This window comes from Bacillus sp. OV166 (genome assembly GCF_900177675.1).
Taxonomy (GTDB): domain Bacteria; phylum Bacillota; class Bacilli; order Bacillales; family Cytobacillaceae; genus Neobacillus.
This window is the reverse complement of record NZ_FXWM01000001.1, coordinates 6,094,580-6,111,765: the sequence shown is the minus strand read 5'-3', so window position 1 is coordinate 6,111,765 and position 17,186 is coordinate 6,094,580. Positions and strand designations below refer to the sequence as shown.

The following is a 17,186-nucleotide window of genomic DNA, read 5'->3' as shown; positions in this document are numbered from 1 at the left end:
TCCCACAGTTATTCATGACCAATGATACGTAGTAAAGAAATACATAATTAGGGGAACTTACTACATAATTTTTGGGACTTTAGACTAAAAAAAGAGGTGGAGGTCTTCACATATTTATAAAGTCGATTTATTTAGGAGTATTTTTACATTTCTTTAATCTTATTTACTTAATCCTTACAAAATTTCCATTAATGCTTAAAGATTGCTAGTTAAACTATAAATAGATAGAAAAGGCATTAATGAGGAGGAATATTTACATTATGGAAAATCAAGTATCTAAAGATGGCATGAATCGACGAGATTTCTTAAAAGCGGGAGGAATGAGCACACTTGCAATTACGCTTGGATCAACCGGAGTGTTAACACTCGGTTCAAAAGCATTTGCGGATACTACCAATAATCCAACCAGCGGTTTTGGTGGGTATGGTCCTTTGGTTCAGGATCCGAATGGAATTCTAGATCTTCCAAAAGGATTCCATTATAAGATTATTTCCGAAGAGGGCGGTCAACTGACAAACGGCGGAAAAATCCCTGGAGCCTTTGATGGAATGGCAGCTTTTGAAGGACCTAACAATACAACCATTCTTGTTCGTAATCATGAATTGAGTCCAGGTGCAGCAAATCCAGTGATTGGAACCAAGCCTTATGATTCCGCAGCTGCAGGGGGGACAACAGCACTAGTTGTTAGCCCCAATCGAAACGTCATCAAAGAATATGTAACCTCTTCAGGTACCATTCGAAATTGTGCAGGAGGAGCGACACCTTGGGGTACGTGGCTGACTTGTGAAGAAACACGTTCGGCGACGCACGGATATGTATTCGAAGTGGACCCGCAGCAGCCTGAGAATGAAATGTCCAGAACTCCAATTAAGGAAATGGGACGCTTTTCTCATGAAGCCTGTGCGATTGATCCGGCGACAGGATATGTTTACTTGACTGAGGATGCATCGCCAAGTTATTTCTATCGTTTTATCCCAAATGATACCACCCAACAGCCGGGTGCCCTGCAAAAAGGCGGCAAGCTTTATGCGGCGGCGATTGAAGAGGTAGCTGGCCCTTCAGCAAGCACATTTAAAACAGGACAAACCTTTAAGATTGTCTGGAAGGAACTAGATCCTCATTTATGCCGCGAGGATGCCAAGGCACAAGGCTGTATTGAATTCAAAAAATTAGAGGGAGCGTTCTTCCAAGCGGGTGTGTTTTGGTTCGATGACAGCTCTGCCGGCGAAAAAAATCTTGGACGCATTTACCGCTACATTCCAGGCACCAATACCTTGGAGCTTTTCTATGAGGCAACAGATGCAAAAGAAATGGAATCTCCGGATAACATTGCTATGACTCCATGGGGCGACCTTTGGTTTGTGGAAGATGGAGCAGGTGATGATCGACTTATGGGAATTACACCTGAAGGCAAAATCTATCCTTTTGCTCACAATCGTCTCAATGGATCTGAAATGACAGGGCCTACCTTCTCGCCTGACGGAAACACGCTTTTTGTTAATATTCAAAGCCCAGGCAGAACCTTTGCCATCTGGGGTCCATTTGCCCGCAGTAACTCTGCTCGTGCAAGGGAAATGTCTTACGCTGTTCCTTCGAAAAATTTTGCACCACAGGTTTCTAACAAGGTTGCCCAGTTTGCCGAGAGTCAAGGAATGTCGATTCTAGAAGCCGCAGCATTTGAGCGCCACGGCCTGAAGATTTAACCTTTATATGAATCTATACAAAGATGTAAACCGGCCCCGTTGGTTTACATCTTTTCTTTTTGACTTATGTTGGTTAGTTCGTTGATGGTCTATTTCATAAAAAAAAGTCTTAGCACATGGACTAAGACTTCTTTTTCATTTACGCAGCTAGATTCATTTGTAGTTTTCGCCGATACACGACCTTGGATAATAGAACGCTGCATTCATATAGGAAAATCAGGGGGATGATTACCAATATGTCTGATAGAAAATCCGGCGGGGTGATGAAGATTGCGATTAAAATTAGTACAAAATAGGCGTATTTCCGAATCTTTTGCAATCTATATGGGTTCAGCACCCCGACACTTGTTAGGAACATGATAATCACTGGAAGTTCAAATAAAAATCCAAATGGAAGCGTCATATGAATTAAAAACATAAAGTACTTTTCTGTAGTAAAAAAGGTCATAAACATTTCCTCTGACATGGAGAGGAGGAATTGAAATACCGTTGGAAAAATGACAAAATAACCGAAGCAAATTCCGATAATAAATAGAAGGAATAGTGCTGGAATATAAGCCAGCGTTGCCTTACGTTCCGTTTCTTTCAATGCGGGACGGACAAACAGCCATGTTTGATAGGCGGCCATTGGGATGGTTCCTGCAATGGCCACGACACTTGATAGGATCATGTAGACCCATAAAATGTCGCTCGGTCCTAATATGGCCAGCTGCACTTCTAAGTCCTTCACTAGCCAGTGATAAATGTCCTGTACATAGATAAAGGATACAATGAAGAACAGGATAAAAGTTCCTAGAACGAAAATGAGACGTTTACGTAATTCTTCAAAATGACCAATCAGGGCCATATCGTGGTTTTTCATCTGGTCGGTCCTCCTTATGAAAAAGAAGATGCAAGCCTCCTTACATCTTCCTAAAAAATGATTCGGATTAAATGGCTTTGTCCTCCTTTTTGAGCTGTGCTTTTGCCGGCTCTTCATCGGAAACTAAATCTCTTGTTGATTTTTTGAATTCCTTTAATGTGGAGCCAACCGCGCGGCCTAATTCCGGTAATTTTGAAGGGCCGAAAATGATTAAGGCGATTACAAGAATAAGAATCAAACCAGGAATCCCAATATTTTGTAGCATTTAAAATTTCCTCCTCTTATTTGGCTGTATACGCAAGAATAAAGTACGTAGTGGACTTTCATCTCCACCTATGATTATAGGTTACTACCATCACTATGTTAATTAAGTGAGTGTAAAGAATTGTAAATAAACTATTAATTGTTTTAATTGCCTGTAAATATGTTCGGAGGCTGACAAAAGGGCATGCTTGGAATATGAGGGAATATTAAGGAAATAATAGTTTATATTCAGCTTTTTTAAGGAGTTTTCATTAATGAGTTTCTTTAAGGAGAATACATCTTTATCTAATGAACTTGGAAAAATTTCTGATGATATTGATAAAAATATAATGACTTTACAAGAGTATTTTTGCCATACAGAAGATCTAATGAAAAAAGAACTACGATTTCATAACCAGAAGTGTGTCATTCTTTATCTTGAATCGTTGGTGAAGAAAGAACTTCTCCAATCTTCTATTATAGAGCCTATTATAGAAATGCAAGCGGGTGAAATTGAAAAAACCGTCCATGCCGCAGAAATCAAACAGACTTCGATGATTTCAGAAGCAGGGAAACAATTATTAGATGGGGCCTGTATGATTTTGATAGAAAACAATCCGCAAGCCTATTTGGCTTCAGTTGGAGGAATAGAAGGAAGGTCTCTTCAAGAACCAAATAACGAGCGGAGTATTAAAAGTGCTCATGATGGATTTGTAGAAAGTTTTAGTTCGAATCTGCAACTTTTAAGAAAGAGAATTAAAAGCCCACGGTTAAAGGTGAAATATTTTACGATTGGCAACCTTTCGAATACGAAAGTGGGCATGGTATATCTAGATAAACTTGCGAATAAAGAGCTGATTGACGAAGTGGAGCGGAGATTAACTTCCATTGAATTGGATCAGCTTTATTTAACAGGTGATGTAGAGGAGCTGATTGAAGATCACCCCTTTTCTCCTTTTCCACAAATTTTAGCTACAGAACGACCAGACAGAGCCGTGTCCTATCTAACTGAAGGGAAAATTACCATCATTGTGGATGGAAATCCCCGTGTGTTAGTCGTTCCGATTACTTTTTTTGCCTTTTATCAAGCACCTGATGACTATAATAGCAGATGGCTGATTGGTTCGTTCTTTCGCATAACTCGCCTCTTTAGTTTTATTATCGCGATTAGCCTGCCTGCTATCTACATCGCCATCGTTTCGTTCCATTCAGAGGTCCTTCCGATTGGAATTCTATACTCCATCAGGACTTCATTAGAGTATGTTCCATTCCCTCCCTTTGTGGAGGCGTTAACGATGCAAATCATTTTGGAACTATTAAAAGAAGCTTCGATTCGGCTGCCTTCACCTATCGCTCAAACTATTGGTATTGTTGGGGGATTAGTCATTGGGACAGCGGTCGTAGATGCACATATTGTGTCGAATATGATGATCGTGGTGATCGGAATTACAGCCATTGCCTCCTTTGTCGCACCGATAAATGAAATGGGGACGAGTGCAAGGTTATTAGGATTTCCAACGATGCTGGCGGCATCACTGCTTGGATTTTTTGGGATTGTATTCGTGCTAATGTTGATCTTTATGCACTTAAGTAAATTAGATTCTTTTGGAACGCCATATTTTGCACCCTTAGCACCATTTAAGAAAGAAGATTTAAAGGATTCATTCATCAGGCTTCCTTTTTGGAAATTAACAACTCGTCCGATGGACGCAAGGCCAGCCTATGCAAAACAATTAGGGCGAACAAGGACGTGGAAAAAGAAATGACGAATAACATTACAAAATTTCAGCTATTTTTTATGTTAATTCAAACTCAAATTGGTATCGGTCTTTTATCATTGCCACATGATGTTCAAAAAAGTGCTAATAGTGACGGATGGATCTCTACACTGATTGCTGGGGTGGCTGTTCAAGCTATGCTGGTCATCTATTGGAAATTACTAAGACGGTTTCCTTCGCTCATTTATACAGAAATTACTCAAAAGATCCTGGGAGTTTTTTTAGGGAAATTGCTTAACATTATCATTTATATGAATTTCATCCTTGTCGGAGGTTTAGTAACGATATTATGTATTAAACTTATTAATTCATGGTTATTGCCGCTAACACCTGGATGGATCATCTCGTTACTGATCCTGACCGCTTGTGTTTATTTAGCGATCAGCGATTTAAAAATGATAGCAAGATTCTTTGTCTTGGCTTCTTCCTTATTCCTGTTATTATGGTTTACTTCTATTTTAAGCTGGCCTACTCCGAAAGAGATTCAATACATCCTTCCCTTTGGCAGTTCGGGAATCAAGAGTATTTTCATGGGAAGTAAGGATTCACTTCTTGCGATGCTGGGATTTGAAGGGCTGTTATTTTTCTTCCCCTTCATTATTGAAAATAAAAAAGGAGTATTAAAGACGATATCCATGGCCAATCTCTTTCTCACTCTTTTTTACACCTACTTTATCTTTATCACTCTCATCACTTTTAGTACAGAACAGTTGGCTCAAATGAGAGAACCAATTTTAATTTTACTTAGAGGCATCTCTTATAAAATGGTCGATCGCGTGGACCTCATTTTTCTTTCGATATGGATTGTCCCAATGACCACATCCATCATTAGTTATTTATATTTTGCGAGCAGGAGTATGAATGCAAAAAAGAAACATTATTCAAAGTTCGTGTTATTGAATGGATTCATTCTTTTTTTGATTACCTTGATACCTAACGATGACGCCTTCATTACTCTATTTAACAAATATGTTTCGTATTTAAGTTATGTGGTCGTATTTTTTATCCCCACTTTGTTATTAATCCTTTCGTTCCTATTGAAAAAGCATGAAATGAGTGAGTCCACATGAGAAAAAAATCGCTTATGATTTTAATTATAGTCCCCATCCTATTGACTGGCTGTTGGGACCAGCGACTTCTCGTGAATCGAACACTTTTGAACGGAATTAGTTTCGACCTAACGGAAGAAGGGAAAATTGCTGCATCGGTTCGAGCATTAAACATAAAAAGTATGGGAGGAGGTATATTTGAATTACATGATGAATTAGTAGAAGCTGAAAAACCAACAGTTGTTGGGTTAGGTTTAGATATGGACAGTAAAATTTCGGGTGAGATCGATGCAAGTAAAGCGCATGTTGTAATCATTGGTGAAGAACTAGCGGAAAAAGGGATTCATCAATTCATAGAGTTTTTTTATCGGAATAGAGATTCTTATGTATCGTCCAAAATTGTCATCAGTAAAGGGAAAGCGAAAGAGATTCTCTCTATGGAAAAAGAAAAAAGCCCCATCGCCTTCGTCATCCTTCAAATACTACAGGGTGCTGAAGTGGATACGGTCATACCGAAAAAAACGACCTTTACGGTTTGGAATAATATATTAGATCCGGGTAAAGATATGATATTACCTTATCTTGAAAGAGTAGAGTCTGATAAAGTGCAAGTGGCTGGAGTGGCCTTATTTAACGGTGATCACTATACAGGTACAACATTACCAAAAGAGAAAAGCGGTTTACTCCTGTCTTTAATGAATCAATTTAGTAAGACGAACAGAATGGCATTAATTCTAGGTCCAAAAAGCAACAGACAATCCATTTCTTTTTCAACTAGAGGAGTGAGACGAAACCTAGAAGTCCAGGTCGATAAGGATGATAACATAACGTGCAAAATTGATCTCAAGCTGAATGTTGAAGTCATAAGCTATCCTCAAGATTTTAAAAATCCACTTAATATAAAAAAGATAAATCAAGACCTGTCTGATGAATTGACCAAACAAGCGAAGGAAATCACCAATACATTACTACAGGCCAATTGTGATGCGTTGGGAATTGGCCGGCAAATTTCAAGCTTTCACCCTCAATTATGGAATAAAATCCATTGGGACGAAGAATATAAAAATGTTCAATTTGAACCGAAAGTAAAGGTAAATATCATAAAAACGGGGAATGTTTTTTAGACTTTAACACTTGTGGGCAATCGAATAATTTAATAAAGTTAATGTACAAAAAACTGCAACCCCTTGGTACAAAAAGGGATTGCAGTTTTTTGTACATAAATTGAGATCCTTAATAGATTTAATCCAGGATGATAAGATGGGTAGTTAATTTGTTCCATTCTTTAAGTTGCAAAACAGTTACATGATGATCCATGGATATATCCCATAATGTATCACATTTTTAACAGTATAATGTTTTTCCGGTGCAATGGTTATTAAATAGAGTTCCTGTTATTTATATTTCTTTAAATAGCACGATTCAATCTCTTTCATTCCCTGGCATTCTATTTCATAAAAGAATTGTTTCTAGATTCATTAAAAAGCTGTATTATACAAAGGTATGAATCATATTTGTATGTTACAGCACTATTTTTGGTCATTAAGTTATTAATACACTATTTAGGTATAATGGATAAACAAGACATGGTGTAAGCACTAGCAAAAAATTATGGCAATTTCGCCTAAGAAAGGATAAGGAATCATTATATGTCAAAACGTAATAATCCCATCGTAAAACCACTTATTTTGTCAATCCTTTCTTTCCTTATTATTCTAGTTGTTGGAATTTATGCTTTTGATAAAGACAGGGGCGTGAAACAGTCAACAAAGGTAAACTCTAAACCACCCCAAACCTCAACCGATGGTCCAACAGAATCAGTTGAAGACAAAAATAAGCAACTACATGCCTATAGTAGGGAAATCTTTTCACTTTCAAAAGAAGGAAAGGTGGTCAACATCCCTTTCATTTCAGGTAAGACAAATATTAAGGCAGTACATAATGAATGGGGAAAACCGAACCAAACAACGGAAACGGCAAGTGGAAGATACGAAGAATATGAGGATCGAAATGTCGTCATAGGCTATCTGGGTGAAGTTGTCTCGGATATCAGGTCATATGATCCTGAATTACAAAAAATCCCGCAAAGTGAAATCAAACTGACGTGCGGAAAACCAGATGAGATTAGGTCCTACAAAGATGATACTCATGACCAAGTTATTCTTGTATATCAGGTTACCCCTTTAACAGAGTTAAAGTGGATCTTACCAAAACCAACCGATCAGGAGCCGAATCCAAAAGTGGACCATATTTCAGTCTATACACAAGTAAAAAATCAAGCGAGTCAACCCAACCAACAAAAGAGCATATCGGACATGATATCAGGTATGAGTTTAGATGAGAAAATTGGGCAAATGATCATCGCAGGTATTTCCGGCACAACCATGGATACAAATACAAAAAATTTACTAACGAAATACAAGGTTGGCGGTATTATTTTTTACCAGAACAATTTAGTAAACCCAACGCAAGCAGTTCAGTTTGTGAATCAAATGAAATCTGAAAGTGATCCGAATTTGCCGCTTCTATTAGGAGTGGATCAAGAAGGCGGCCGTGTAACCAGGCTTCCCGGCGGTTTGGTTAATTTTCCAACAAATAAAGAAATTGGTTCCATTAATAATTCTCAGTTTTCCTATAATGTCGGGACGATTTTAGGGAAGGAGTTAAAAGGATTTGGTTTCAATCTTGATTTTGCTCCTGTTCTTGACATCAACAGTAATCCCAAAAACCCGGTTATCGGGGATCGATCATTCGGGAATAATCCGGAAGTTGTTAGTAAGCTTGGTATTCAAACCTTTAAAGGTATACAGTCGCAAAAAATTATCCCAACCATTAAGCATTTTCCGGGTCATGGAGATACGTCTGTTGATTCCCATCTGGAGCTGCCAATTGTCAATAAAAGCCTTGCGCAACTAAAAGAATTCGAATTAATCCCGTTTGAGCAGGCAATCAATAGCGGGGCTGATGTGGTGATGGTTGCCCATATCTTACTGCCCAAACTGGATGCTGCTTTTCCATCTTCCATGTCCAAAAATATTATAACAGGGATCTTGAGAGAACAGCTGGACTATAGCGGTGTTGTCATAACGGATGACATGACCATGGAGGCGATTATTGACCATTATTCGATTGGCAAGGCTTCCGTTGAATCAGTCAAGGCTGGCAGCGATATTATTTTAGTGGGACATGATTATAACAAAATAGTGGAAACCATTTCTTCTTTAAAGACCGCTGTCCAAAAAGGGGAAATTTCTGAACAAAGAATCAATGTTAGTGTCACTAGAATTTTGAAGTTAAAAAAGAAATATGGAATAAATAATGCGAAAGTGAAAAATGTGAATATAGAGGAATTAAACCAATCGATAAATAAACTCCTGGATGAGTATTCAAAATAATTGTTAGTATATCTCAACCAGGTAACTAAAACATTCCTTATTAGAGCATGGACCAGTTTATCTGGTCCTTTTAGCTATAACCGCTTTATATCGTGCCAATGACCACAGGAAAAAGGAGTCAGTGGTAACGATTAATGAATCAACCCACAAATCAGTTAGTTTTTTTATAAAAGCAAAAAATGGCTCTAATAAAGGGCATGGCGAAATTTTCCTCCCTTGTCAGCACCTTTCGTTTGCCAAAAACTCGTATTTAATATATTATGAATTCGAGATAAAAATAAAATACGATTTTTAAGGAGAGTTTAAATAGATGAATATATTAGTAGTGAAAGCAAACAACCGTCCAGCTTCTGAAGCTGTTTCTAGTAAAATGTACGAAACTTTCATGGAGAACTTAGAGGGCGTAAATGTAACAACTTACGATGTTTTTGCAGAAGAGATGCCTTACTTTGGTCAAGATTTATTCAACGCGTTCGGTAAATTACAATCAGGCGAAGAGATGACAGATGTCGAACAACGTATTTTAGCTGCTAAACAAAAAGCAATGGATGCCTTAACTGCCGCAGACGTAGTGGTATTTGCCTTCCCGCTTTGGAATTTAACGATCCCTGCTAAATTACAAACGTTTATCGACTATGTATACGCAGCTGGTTTCGCATTTAAATACAGTGAAACTGGACAATTAATCAGCTTAATGACTGACAAAAAAGCCGTTATCCTAAGTGCTCGCGGAGGCATTTACTCAACGCCTGAAGCTGCACCAATGGAAATGGCTGCAACTTATGTGAAAAATGTTTTTGGAGGAGTATTTGGTATGGAGATCGTTGATGAAGTGGTTATCGAAGGTCATAATGCGATGCCAGATCAAGCTGAAACGATTATTGCTGAAGGTTTAGCAAAAGTGGCAGAGGTAGCTAAGAGTTTTTCCGCTGTGACTGCCTAAGTCTGAGAAATAGATTAGATTATTGTAGCAAAATGCCCTGGCGAGTATACCACTCCCAGGGCATTTTACATAACTCAGATCCAGAAGTTACAGAACCAAGGTAATTCTCTACGTAAAAAAGAGGTAAAACAACTTTATCCTGATTTAATGCGAAGTGCTTTGTATTACTACCCAAGTTGGCAACATGCCATAGAAGAAAATAAAGTAGGTTAGAATATCTAATTCCATCAAGACAATAGATTAACATGAACGAACACGCTGTAAAGGCGTGTTATTTTTTTGATTCCATGTGTACATAAAATTAAAAAGCTCTTTCCATTTTATCGGAAAGAGCCTTTTTGCAGTTAAGGTGCAAAAAAATAAGGATAGTGCCAAGAAATTTGGCAAATTGTTTTCAAAAAAAGTTAGTAAAGATGCCTTAAAGCTGCATGGGATTAACCGGCAATTTAATGAAGCGTCATTACTAGAATTAGTCGGCTTTTACAATCTTTATCGAGATGAATTCGATAAATGGGACTTACTATACGCCAATGAAGCTAATCAATATGTATTTTTGGCAGGTTGGTTTTTTGATGGATACTGTTGATGAAAGTAATATTGAACTAGTAAAAATTAAGGAATTTGCTGCTCCATTTTCTAACATTAGAGGTAGGCAATACAATAATGGAGGATTAGTTATGCAAAAATTTATTAAAAATCCAGGATTAACGGATAGAATTCGAGAGTTTATTATTAGTGATTAAAACAAGCCAAAGAAGAGGGAATTACTTCAATTAAAATCATGTCTCCAGTTTGCTCCGTATCACACTTTTAGAGAAGAAAGAAGCCAAGGAGTTCAAAATGATTGATTGGTTGTATGGCTGTAAAAAACTTTCAGCTAAAATTTGATTGGTTGTATAGGAGGGGCACCATCCTTGTTGGGGATATTGTTGTGCCCGTCATAGAGGAAAGAATTCGGATAGGGTAATTATTGGGACTTACTACATAATTAGGGGAACTTACTACATAATTTTGGTCACTTACTACATAATTTTTGGACATACGAAAAGATTGCGGTCACTTACTACATATTCTACGAAACGTATGACATTCGCTGGGTATCAACTGGAAATTATTTTGGGAATCTAATGGTCTAGGGGGGATTTTTCGGATTAATTGAGGTGAACCGTATCATAAGTAAATGAGGTTTTTTTAAGAAGCCGGAAAAGGCTTCTTTTTATAAGTGTTTTTTCATATAAAAATTGTCCCTTTAATATAGTAATTAATATATACTTGTCGATTTTTTTGGTAGTCCTTGAATGTTGCAGTATGAAGGAGATGAGGAGATTGCCCGAGAGCTCCGATAAGAAATCTGATCTTAATGTCATCTATATCGTTCTGGATGACGTGGGTTATTCAGCATTAGGCTGTTATGGTTCTGAGATCGAAACACCTAATATTAATTCATTAGCAGAAAACGGTCTTAGGTACAATAACTTTAATGTAACCCCTTTGTGTTCACCTACCCGCGCTTGTCTACTAACAGGCCGTAACTGCCACTCGGTGGGAGTGGGAATCATAGCGGATATAGATTGGGGGCCTCAATATCCTAATAAACGAGGAAGAATTTCAAACTCGGCTGCCACCCTGGCTGAAATTTTAAAGTGGAATGGGATGGCTACTTATATGGTTGGAAAGTGGCATCTGGTTCCAGGTCATGAAGCTGCATCGAGCGGGCCATTTGAAAACTGGCCGCTCTCTAAAGGCTTTGAGCGGTATTATGGCTTTTTATTAGCGAATACGGATCAGTATGCGCCAGATTTAGTTTTTGATAATCATCGTGTAGGCAAACCTGATAAATCTAATTACCATTTATCAGAGGACCTGGTTGATAAGTCGCTCGAATTTTTGACGGATCATCTCTCTGTTACACCTGACCGTCCCTTCTTTCTTTACTTAGCCTTCGGGGCCACGCATGAGCCCCATCAGGTACCAAAGGAATTGATCGAAAAGTATGAAGGGGTATACGATAAAGGCTGGGATCAAATCAGGGAAGAGAGATTCAACGTGCAAAAGCAAATGGGAATCATCCCGCCGTACACCGAACTCGTAGAACGTAATCCAGGAATTAAGCCATGGGACGAACTGACAAAGAAAGAAAAATTATTGTTTACCAAATTCCAACAGACGTATGCTGGATTTCTTACTCACACAGATCAGCAAATAGGGAGATTACTCGATTTCTTAAATTCAAAAAACAAGATGGGTGATACCATTATTGTGTTACTTTCTGATAATGGAGGAAGCCAGGAAGGAGGCTGGAACGGTTCTATTAACGATTCTGCCTACTTCAATGGGATTGAGGAAAGTGTAGATCAGATGTTTACTCAAGTAAATGAAATAGGAGGTCCGTTCACAACCCCCAATTATCCTAAAGGTTGGGCGCAGGTTAGTAATACACCTTTTAAATATTATAAGCAGAATACGTTTTATGGAGGGACTCACGTTCCCCTGATCATCCAATGCCCTCAAAGTATTTTAGATCCTGGTTCCATTCGTTCACAATTTTATCATGCGATTGATATTACTCCTACTATACTAGAACTCCTAAACATTGAAGCACCTAAACTATACGAAGGTGTTCCACAAATGCCGCTCCATGGTGTGAGTATGTTGGATACATTTACAGAACCGCTTGCCCCATCAAAGAGAAAAACTCAGTACTTTGAAATGCTCGGACACCGTTCTATTTGGCAGGATGGATGGGTGGCTGTTACCTATCATGAAAGAGGTGTCCCTTTCCAGGAGGATCAATGGGAGTTATACCATGTAAACCAGGATTTTTCCCAAAAGTATAATTTAGCAAATAAGTATCCAGATAAATTAAAGGAGCTTCAAGCAATTTGGTGGGAAGAAGCTAAGAAGTACGGTGTTCTTCCTTTAAATGACAATCCGTTTATAAAAGGTTATTACGGCTTGCAGGAGGGAAGAACAACGTTCACATTCTATCCTGGAATGGCTCATTTGCCATCAACTGCTGCTCCACAACTAACCCTTTCTTCTTATTCCATCACCATTCCCATCTTTCGTTCCAATCCTTCAGAAGAAGGAGTGTTACTTGCTCATGGAAATCATTCAAGCGGCTATACTTTATATATAAAAGATAACTACCTATTCTATGAATATAATTATGTTGGCTCCGTCTATAAGATTCAATCGTCCGTACAAGTACCTACTGGGTCTTCGACTGTAAGATTTGATTTTAAACGAGGTCAAGAAACGAGTGGAACGGGTAAGCTTTCTATCAATGGACTGCAAGTTGGCACACGTTACATGCCTCGTACATTACCATTTCTTATTTCTATTGAGGGAATGGATATAGGCCGGGATCGATTAACTTCTGTGAGCGCTAACTATCCAGTTCCGGAATTTCCGTTTACCGGGCAAATACAGAAAGCGGTTATTGAACTGTATAATGACCCGATGTTTTTTAAAAAGAAAAAAAGAGATCCAATCTCCATTAATATAAATGGTTCGATTTCTTATCTTTAGAGAAAGGAGGTAGACAATTGGGGAGTTTTCACATTCTTGCTAAGCCGACAGGTCCAATCTGTAACCTTGATTGCAAATACTGTTTTTACACAGAAAAGGAAGTGTATTATCCGAAAAATCATTCATTCCGAATGCCTGATGATGTTCTAGAGTCGTATATTAAACAATATATTGACTCACAGGATACACGGGAAATTATCTTTGCCTGGCAAGGAGGGGAGCCAACATTAATTGGCTTAGATTTCTTTCTAAAAGCCGTTGCGCTGCAAAAAAAGTATGCTAACGGGAAGCGAATCACTAATACGATTCAAACAAATGGAACATTATTAAATGATCACTGGTGTGAATTCTTTTCGACCGAACGTTTTCTGGTAGGTATAAGCTTGGATGGACCCGAGCCTATTCATGATAAGTACCGGATTGACCGTGGGGGAAAACCTACGTTTGAATTGGTCATGAAGGGCATATCTCTGTTAAAGAAACATCACGTCGAGTTTAACGTCCTAGCCTGCGTCACGAGACATTCCGCTTATAAAGCTCTGGAAGTATATCATTTTTTTAAGCAGCAAGAAATTAAATATATACAGTTTATCCCTATTGTAGAAAGGGAAGTGAATGAAGGAGCGGCAGAGCTGTCTCTAAGCCATGCGACCCCGCCTTCTTTTTTAGTAGAAGAAGCACAACAAACAGTCACTCCTTGGACGGTAGAACCTGAAATGTATGGAGACTTCCTCATTCAAATATTTAATGAGTGGGTTCTGAAGGACGCAGGTTCCGTTTTTGTCATGAATTTTGAATGGGCGTTAGCTTCTTGGATCGGGATTCCGTCACCAATTTGTATTTTTGCAGAAGAGTGTGGCCGAGCAGTAGCGATGGAACACAATGGGGAACTGTTTTCCTGTGATCATTACGTGTATCCTGAATATCGATTAGGAAATATTACTGACGGCTTATTAAATAGTATAAATCATCCAGCGCAGCTTGCCTTTGGCCGAAAGAAAAGGGACACACTTCCCTCCGTGTGTAGAAGCTGCCAAGTTCGATTTGCTTGTCAGGGGGAATGTCCTAAACATAGATTTCTCCTTTCAGATCAAAATGAACCAGGATTAAATTATTTATGCGCATCCTATAAAAAATATTTTACACATATTACTCCGTACATGAAAATAATGAAGCAACTGCTACAAGATCGATTGCCTGCTTCCTATATTAAAGAAATACTTATGAACCAAGGTGGTTTATAAAAATCTAAAAAAGGGTTTTTATACCTCATTTTGATTAGTCAGGGTGAACCTTATCATAAGTAAGCACAGATTTACTTTTAGTGAAAGTTTTAAAGAACTATTCACTGTTCTTGACACTTCTTTCAACTGGTGAATAGCTTTCATTAAAGGCTGTTTTTTAATGAAGTAAATCTTTTTGTTTTTGGTAACCAAATGGAAATATTTGATTTTATGTAAATAAGTCGAAAATATATAAGGTGAACAAAGCTTTGTATAATTTCGACTTGATGCTAAAATACCAGTTTATCATTCACATCTGTACTTGAACTTAGGCTCTGTCTGAATATAAAAAGCATTTCTTACTTGTGCACTCCAATTTTCAAAGGCTGATCTCCATTCAGCAGTGCTAAAGAATTGATCAACAGTTTGAGTTTCAGAATGCCAAACTATAAAGAGGTTAAGTGGGGCAATTCCGCCTGCCCAAATTCCATTATTTGCGTCAGTATCTTCTTCCCTTACTAATAATAAGGGTAGACCAAATTGAAAAGCCATAGAAGGTTCAACTTGTGAATAAACTGATCCTACCCAGATTGGAGTGGATGGTGGAAGGGGTCCTGCATTGACGTCAACTGTTTGAATTTTAAAACGACGAAGGTTTACAGCCAACATTCCATAGCTTGATGAAACTAACCGACGAATATCAGTTAAAATGGATTCGGGATAACTTTCGCTTAAAGGCAATGTACGCGGAAAAAGCAAAGCATTCTCAATCTCTAAAATTAGACGGTTTAGAAACCGTTGTTGGTTGTCATTTAAATGAGTTGTCGTACTTAAAAATATGGGAATACGATAAGCACGGTCAATACACTCTTGGTGTGCCGATTCTATTTTTGCTATATCTTTACGTAAAGAGCTTTGCTCATTATTACTCACTTTCTCTTCATCCTTGCGTGAAGAGCTATCCTTTTTTTTTCTCACTTTCTCACCTCCTTTTTTATTACTATATGGAAAAGGAATAAGTGAGCTTGGACTTAACACCTAGATTCCATAATATAGGGGCTTAATAGAAAGAATATAAATATTTTTTTCATTTGAATAATTTTACTGAAGCAGGAAATAAGTAATTATCATTAGCTATCCAAAATAAGCTTTTTGAATGAAGGCAATGTTGAGGTAAAATATAACCCACAACAAGATTGTGGGAAAATGCTATATAGATATGAATACTTTGTGTTCAAAATTAACCATGTTATTTTATTTTGTTCGGTGAACCTTATCATAAGTAAATTAGGTTTTTTATCGTATTGAGGTGGCTTATGGCCTGGCTGGGTTGGATAGAAGGGTTCACCATAGCGTTGCAGGGCGTTGACAGTTTGGATAATAGTAGATTTTATTAACGAATTTCGACCCAACATGTTCAAAATTCTGTGTAAGCCCTGCCTCTGGATACCGTCATTTTCCACAACCCGACCTTCATTTTCTATTTTGCATCTACATATATATTTTTAAGTGATTTGTCCATACCTAACAATTTCCCAATGTGAGATGCATTGCCAAATATAAATTTCTGTATAAATAATGGAACATCTGCTAAATTGGTATCCTGCATTTTTAATAGCATAGATAAATGAAAGAAGTTCTGAGGAAATCCCTTCTTATTTATTTTTCCATCTGCAATTAAGCCGTATGTTTCTAGAAAGAGTGGTTTATTTGAATATTAACTTTTGGAGTAGATTTTGAGGCGAAAGCAGGGAAAGTGTTCCAAGTAATATTTATTAAAAAAGCGGAGGATACAAATGGCGAATACCTAGAAGTCGAACAAATTATATAGGAAAATTCAGTTTTGCCGGGCTTTTAGAAAGCAGATGGGTAAAGTGAACAAACGAAAGAGGCTTACTCCTTGTTTTTAGGAGAGTTAGCCTCTTTTTATTTGATAATAAATCCACTTTAGGACGTTACTTGAAGGAAAAATTTAAATTACACTCATCATTAATTTTACATCGATATTCCCTTTTGTTGCTTTAGAGTAAGGACAAACACCATGAGCTTTCTTTACTAATTCCTCAGCCTCTGCGAATGATACCCCTTTTATTGACACGTTTATGACCGCAGCTAATTTGAATTCGCCATCATGATCTTTTCCAAGTGAAACTTCCGCAGTAACTTTAGAGTCGATTCGTTTTCTCTCTTGTCTTGCGACCAAATTTAACGCACTATCGAAGCAAGCTGCATAGCCAGCAGCGAATAATTGTTCAGGATTTGTTGCATTTTCTTTTCCTTGACCGCCTAGTGATTTCGGCATTGATAGTGCTAAATTTAAGGTTCCATCACTACTTGTTACTTTCCCAGCTCTACCACCCTCTGCTGTAGCACTTGCAGTGTACAATGTTTCCATAAAAAATCACTCCAAAATATAGTTTTATAAAATTAAGTTGCGCACAATTTAATTTATAAAACTA

The 17,186-nt window shown here is 37.8% G+C and carries 14 protein-coding genes and 1 pseudogene; 10 read left to right on the top strand and 5 right to left on the bottom strand.

What is annotated here, in order from left to right:
- The first annotated feature begins 260 nt into the window (after window positions 1-260).
- Complete coding sequence (locus tag CCK98_RS29935) at window positions 261-1,703, top strand: alkaline phosphatase PhoX (RefSeq protein WP_088089929.1); 1,443 nt, start codon at window positions 261-263, stop codon at window positions 1,701-1,703.
- A 139-nt stretch (window positions 1,704-1,842) separates the two neighbouring features.
- Here the strand turns inward: CCK98_RS29935 and tatC are convergent, their stop codons facing one another.
- Both tatC and tatA read right to left on the bottom strand, forming a co-directional pair.
- Window positions 1,843-2,565, bottom strand: a complete 723-nt coding sequence (gene tatC / locus CCK98_RS29930; RefSeq protein WP_088089928.1) for a twin-arginine translocase subunit TatC — start codon at window positions 2,563-2,565, stop codon at window positions 1,843-1,845.
- Window positions 2,566-2,632: 67 nt separating this feature from the next.
- Window positions 2,633-2,830 carry a twin-arginine translocase TatA/TatE family subunit gene (gene tatA, locus CCK98_RS29925; protein ID WP_088089927.1) on the bottom strand — a complete coding sequence of 66 codons (198 nt, stop codon included), beginning with the start codon at window positions 2,828-2,830 and terminating at the stop codon, window positions 2,633-2,635.
- A gap of 253 nt (window positions 2,831-3,083) precedes the next feature.
- Here tatA and CCK98_RS29920 point away from each other — a divergent pair, with 253 nt between their 5' ends.
- From CCK98_RS29920 to CCK98_RS29910, 3 genes are read left to right on the top strand one after another with little or no spacing between them, the layout of a single operon-like run.
- Window positions 3,084-4,574: a spore germination protein gene (locus CCK98_RS29920; protein ID WP_088089926.1), complete on the top strand. Its 1,491-nt coding sequence runs from the start codon at window positions 3,084-3,086 to the stop codon at window positions 4,572-4,574.
- On the top strand, window positions 4,571-5,656 hold the full coding sequence (locus tag CCK98_RS29915; protein ID WP_142292209.1) for a GerAB/ArcD/ProY family transporter: 1,086 nt from the start codon (window positions 4,571-4,573) through the stop codon (window positions 5,654-5,656). Before CCK98_RS29920 ends, CCK98_RS29915 begins: the two co-directional genes overlap by 4 nt.
- Window positions 5,653-6,759, top strand: a complete 1,107-nt coding sequence (locus tag CCK98_RS29910) for a Ger(x)C family spore germination protein (protein WP_088089924.1) — start codon at window positions 5,653-5,655, stop codon at window positions 6,757-6,759. The genes CCK98_RS29915 and CCK98_RS29910 overlap by 4 nt, the downstream gene beginning before the upstream one ends.
- A gap of 118 nt (window positions 6,760-6,877) precedes the next feature.
- Here the strand turns inward: CCK98_RS29910 and CCK98_RS29905 are convergent.
- A pseudogene (locus CCK98_RS29905) lies at window positions 6,878-6,961 on the bottom strand (hypothetical protein); the annotation flags it as partial.
- Window positions 6,962-7,284: 323 nt separating this feature from the next.
- On the opposite strand from CCK98_RS29905, the gene nagZ reads away from it, so the two are divergent.
- The 6 genes from nagZ to CCK98_RS29880 all read left to right on the top strand — a co-directional run bounded on the left by nagZ (window position 7,285) and on the right by CCK98_RS29880 (window position 14,748).
- A complete protein-coding gene (gene nagZ / locus CCK98_RS29900; RefSeq protein WP_088089923.1) occupies window positions 7,285-9,030 on the top strand; it encodes a beta-N-acetylhexosaminidase in 1,746 nt (581 codons plus the stop codon).
- 310 nt (window positions 9,031-9,340) lie between these two features.
- A complete protein-coding gene (locus CCK98_RS29895; RefSeq protein WP_088089922.1) occupies window positions 9,341-9,973 on the top strand; it encodes an FMN-dependent NADH-azoreductase in 633 nt (210 codons plus the stop codon).
- Between the two features lie 349 nt (window positions 9,974-10,322).
- Complete coding sequence (locus CCK98_RS29890; RefSeq protein WP_142292208.1) at window positions 10,323-10,559, top strand: hypothetical protein; 237 nt, start codon at window positions 10,323-10,325, stop codon at window positions 10,557-10,559.
- Complete coding sequence (locus tag CCK98_RS35740; protein ID WP_179195966.1) at window positions 10,546-10,716, top strand: hypothetical protein; 171 nt, start codon at window positions 10,546-10,548, stop codon at window positions 10,714-10,716. The genes CCK98_RS29890 and CCK98_RS35740 overlap by 14 nt, the downstream gene beginning before the upstream one ends.
- A 574-nt stretch (window positions 10,717-11,290) precedes the next feature.
- On the top strand, window positions 11,291-13,504 hold the full coding sequence (locus tag CCK98_RS29885) for an arylsulfatase (RefSeq protein ID WP_088090598.1): 2,214 nt from the start codon (window positions 11,291-11,293) through the stop codon (window positions 13,502-13,504).
- 17 nt (window positions 13,505-13,521) lie between these two features.
- Window positions 13,522-14,748 carry an anaerobic sulfatase maturase gene (locus CCK98_RS29880; RefSeq protein WP_088089920.1) on the top strand — a complete coding sequence of 409 codons (1,227 nt, stop codon included), beginning with the start codon at window positions 13,522-13,524 and terminating at the stop codon, window positions 14,746-14,748.
- A gap of 285 nt (window positions 14,749-15,033) precedes the next feature.
- On the opposite strand, the gene CCK98_RS29875 is transcribed toward CCK98_RS29880, so the two are convergent.
- The gene (locus CCK98_RS29875; protein WP_088090597.1) at window positions 15,034-15,660 is read right to left on the bottom strand and encodes a hypothetical protein; all 627 of its coding nucleotides are present in this window, start codon (window positions 15,658-15,660) and stop codon (window positions 15,034-15,036) included.
- A 1,039-nt stretch (window positions 15,661-16,699) separates the two neighbouring features.
- Complete coding sequence (locus tag CCK98_RS29870) at window positions 16,700-17,122, bottom strand: organic hydroperoxide resistance protein (protein ID WP_088089919.1); 423 nt, start codon at window positions 17,120-17,122, stop codon at window positions 16,700-16,702.
- Between the last annotated feature and the right edge of the window lie 64 nt (window positions 17,123-17,186).

Coding starts and splice junctions, on each gene's coding strand:
- CCK98_RS29935 (WP_088089929.1), top strand. CDS start 261: ATGGAAAATCAAGTATCTAAAGATGGCATGAATCGACGAGATTTCTTA.
- CCK98_RS35740 (WP_179195966.1), top strand. CDS start 10,546: ATGGATACTGTTGATGAAAGTAATATTGAACTAGTAAAAATTAAGGAA.
- CCK98_RS29910 (WP_088089924.1), top strand. CDS start 5,653: ATGAGAAAAAAATCGCTTATGATTTTAATTATAGTCCCCATCCTATTG.
- CCK98_RS29870 (WP_088089919.1), bottom strand. CDS start 17,122: ATGGAAACATTGTACACTGCAAGTGCTACAGCAGAGGGTGGTAGAGCT.
- CCK98_RS29915 (WP_142292209.1), top strand. CDS start 4,571: ATGACGAATAACATTACAAAATTTCAGCTATTTTTTATGTTAATTCAA.
- tatC (WP_088089928.1), bottom strand. CDS start 2,565: ATGAAAAACCACGATATGGCCCTGATTGGTCATTTTGAAGAATTACGT.
- CCK98_RS29885 (WP_088090598.1), top strand. CDS start 11,291: ATGAGGAGATTGCCCGAGAGCTCCGATAAGAAATCTGATCTTAATGTC.
- nagZ (WP_088089923.1), top strand. CDS start 7,285: ATGTCAAAACGTAATAATCCCATCGTAAAACCACTTATTTTGTCAATC.
- tatA (WP_088089927.1), bottom strand. CDS start 2,830: ATGCTACAAAATATTGGGATTCCTGGTTTGATTCTTATTCTTGTAATC.
- CCK98_RS29920 (WP_088089926.1), top strand. CDS start 3,084: ATGAGTTTCTTTAAGGAGAATACATCTTTATCTAATGAACTTGGAAAA.
- CCK98_RS29895 (WP_088089922.1), top strand. CDS start 9,341: ATGAATATATTAGTAGTGAAAGCAAACAACCGTCCAGCTTCTGAAGCT.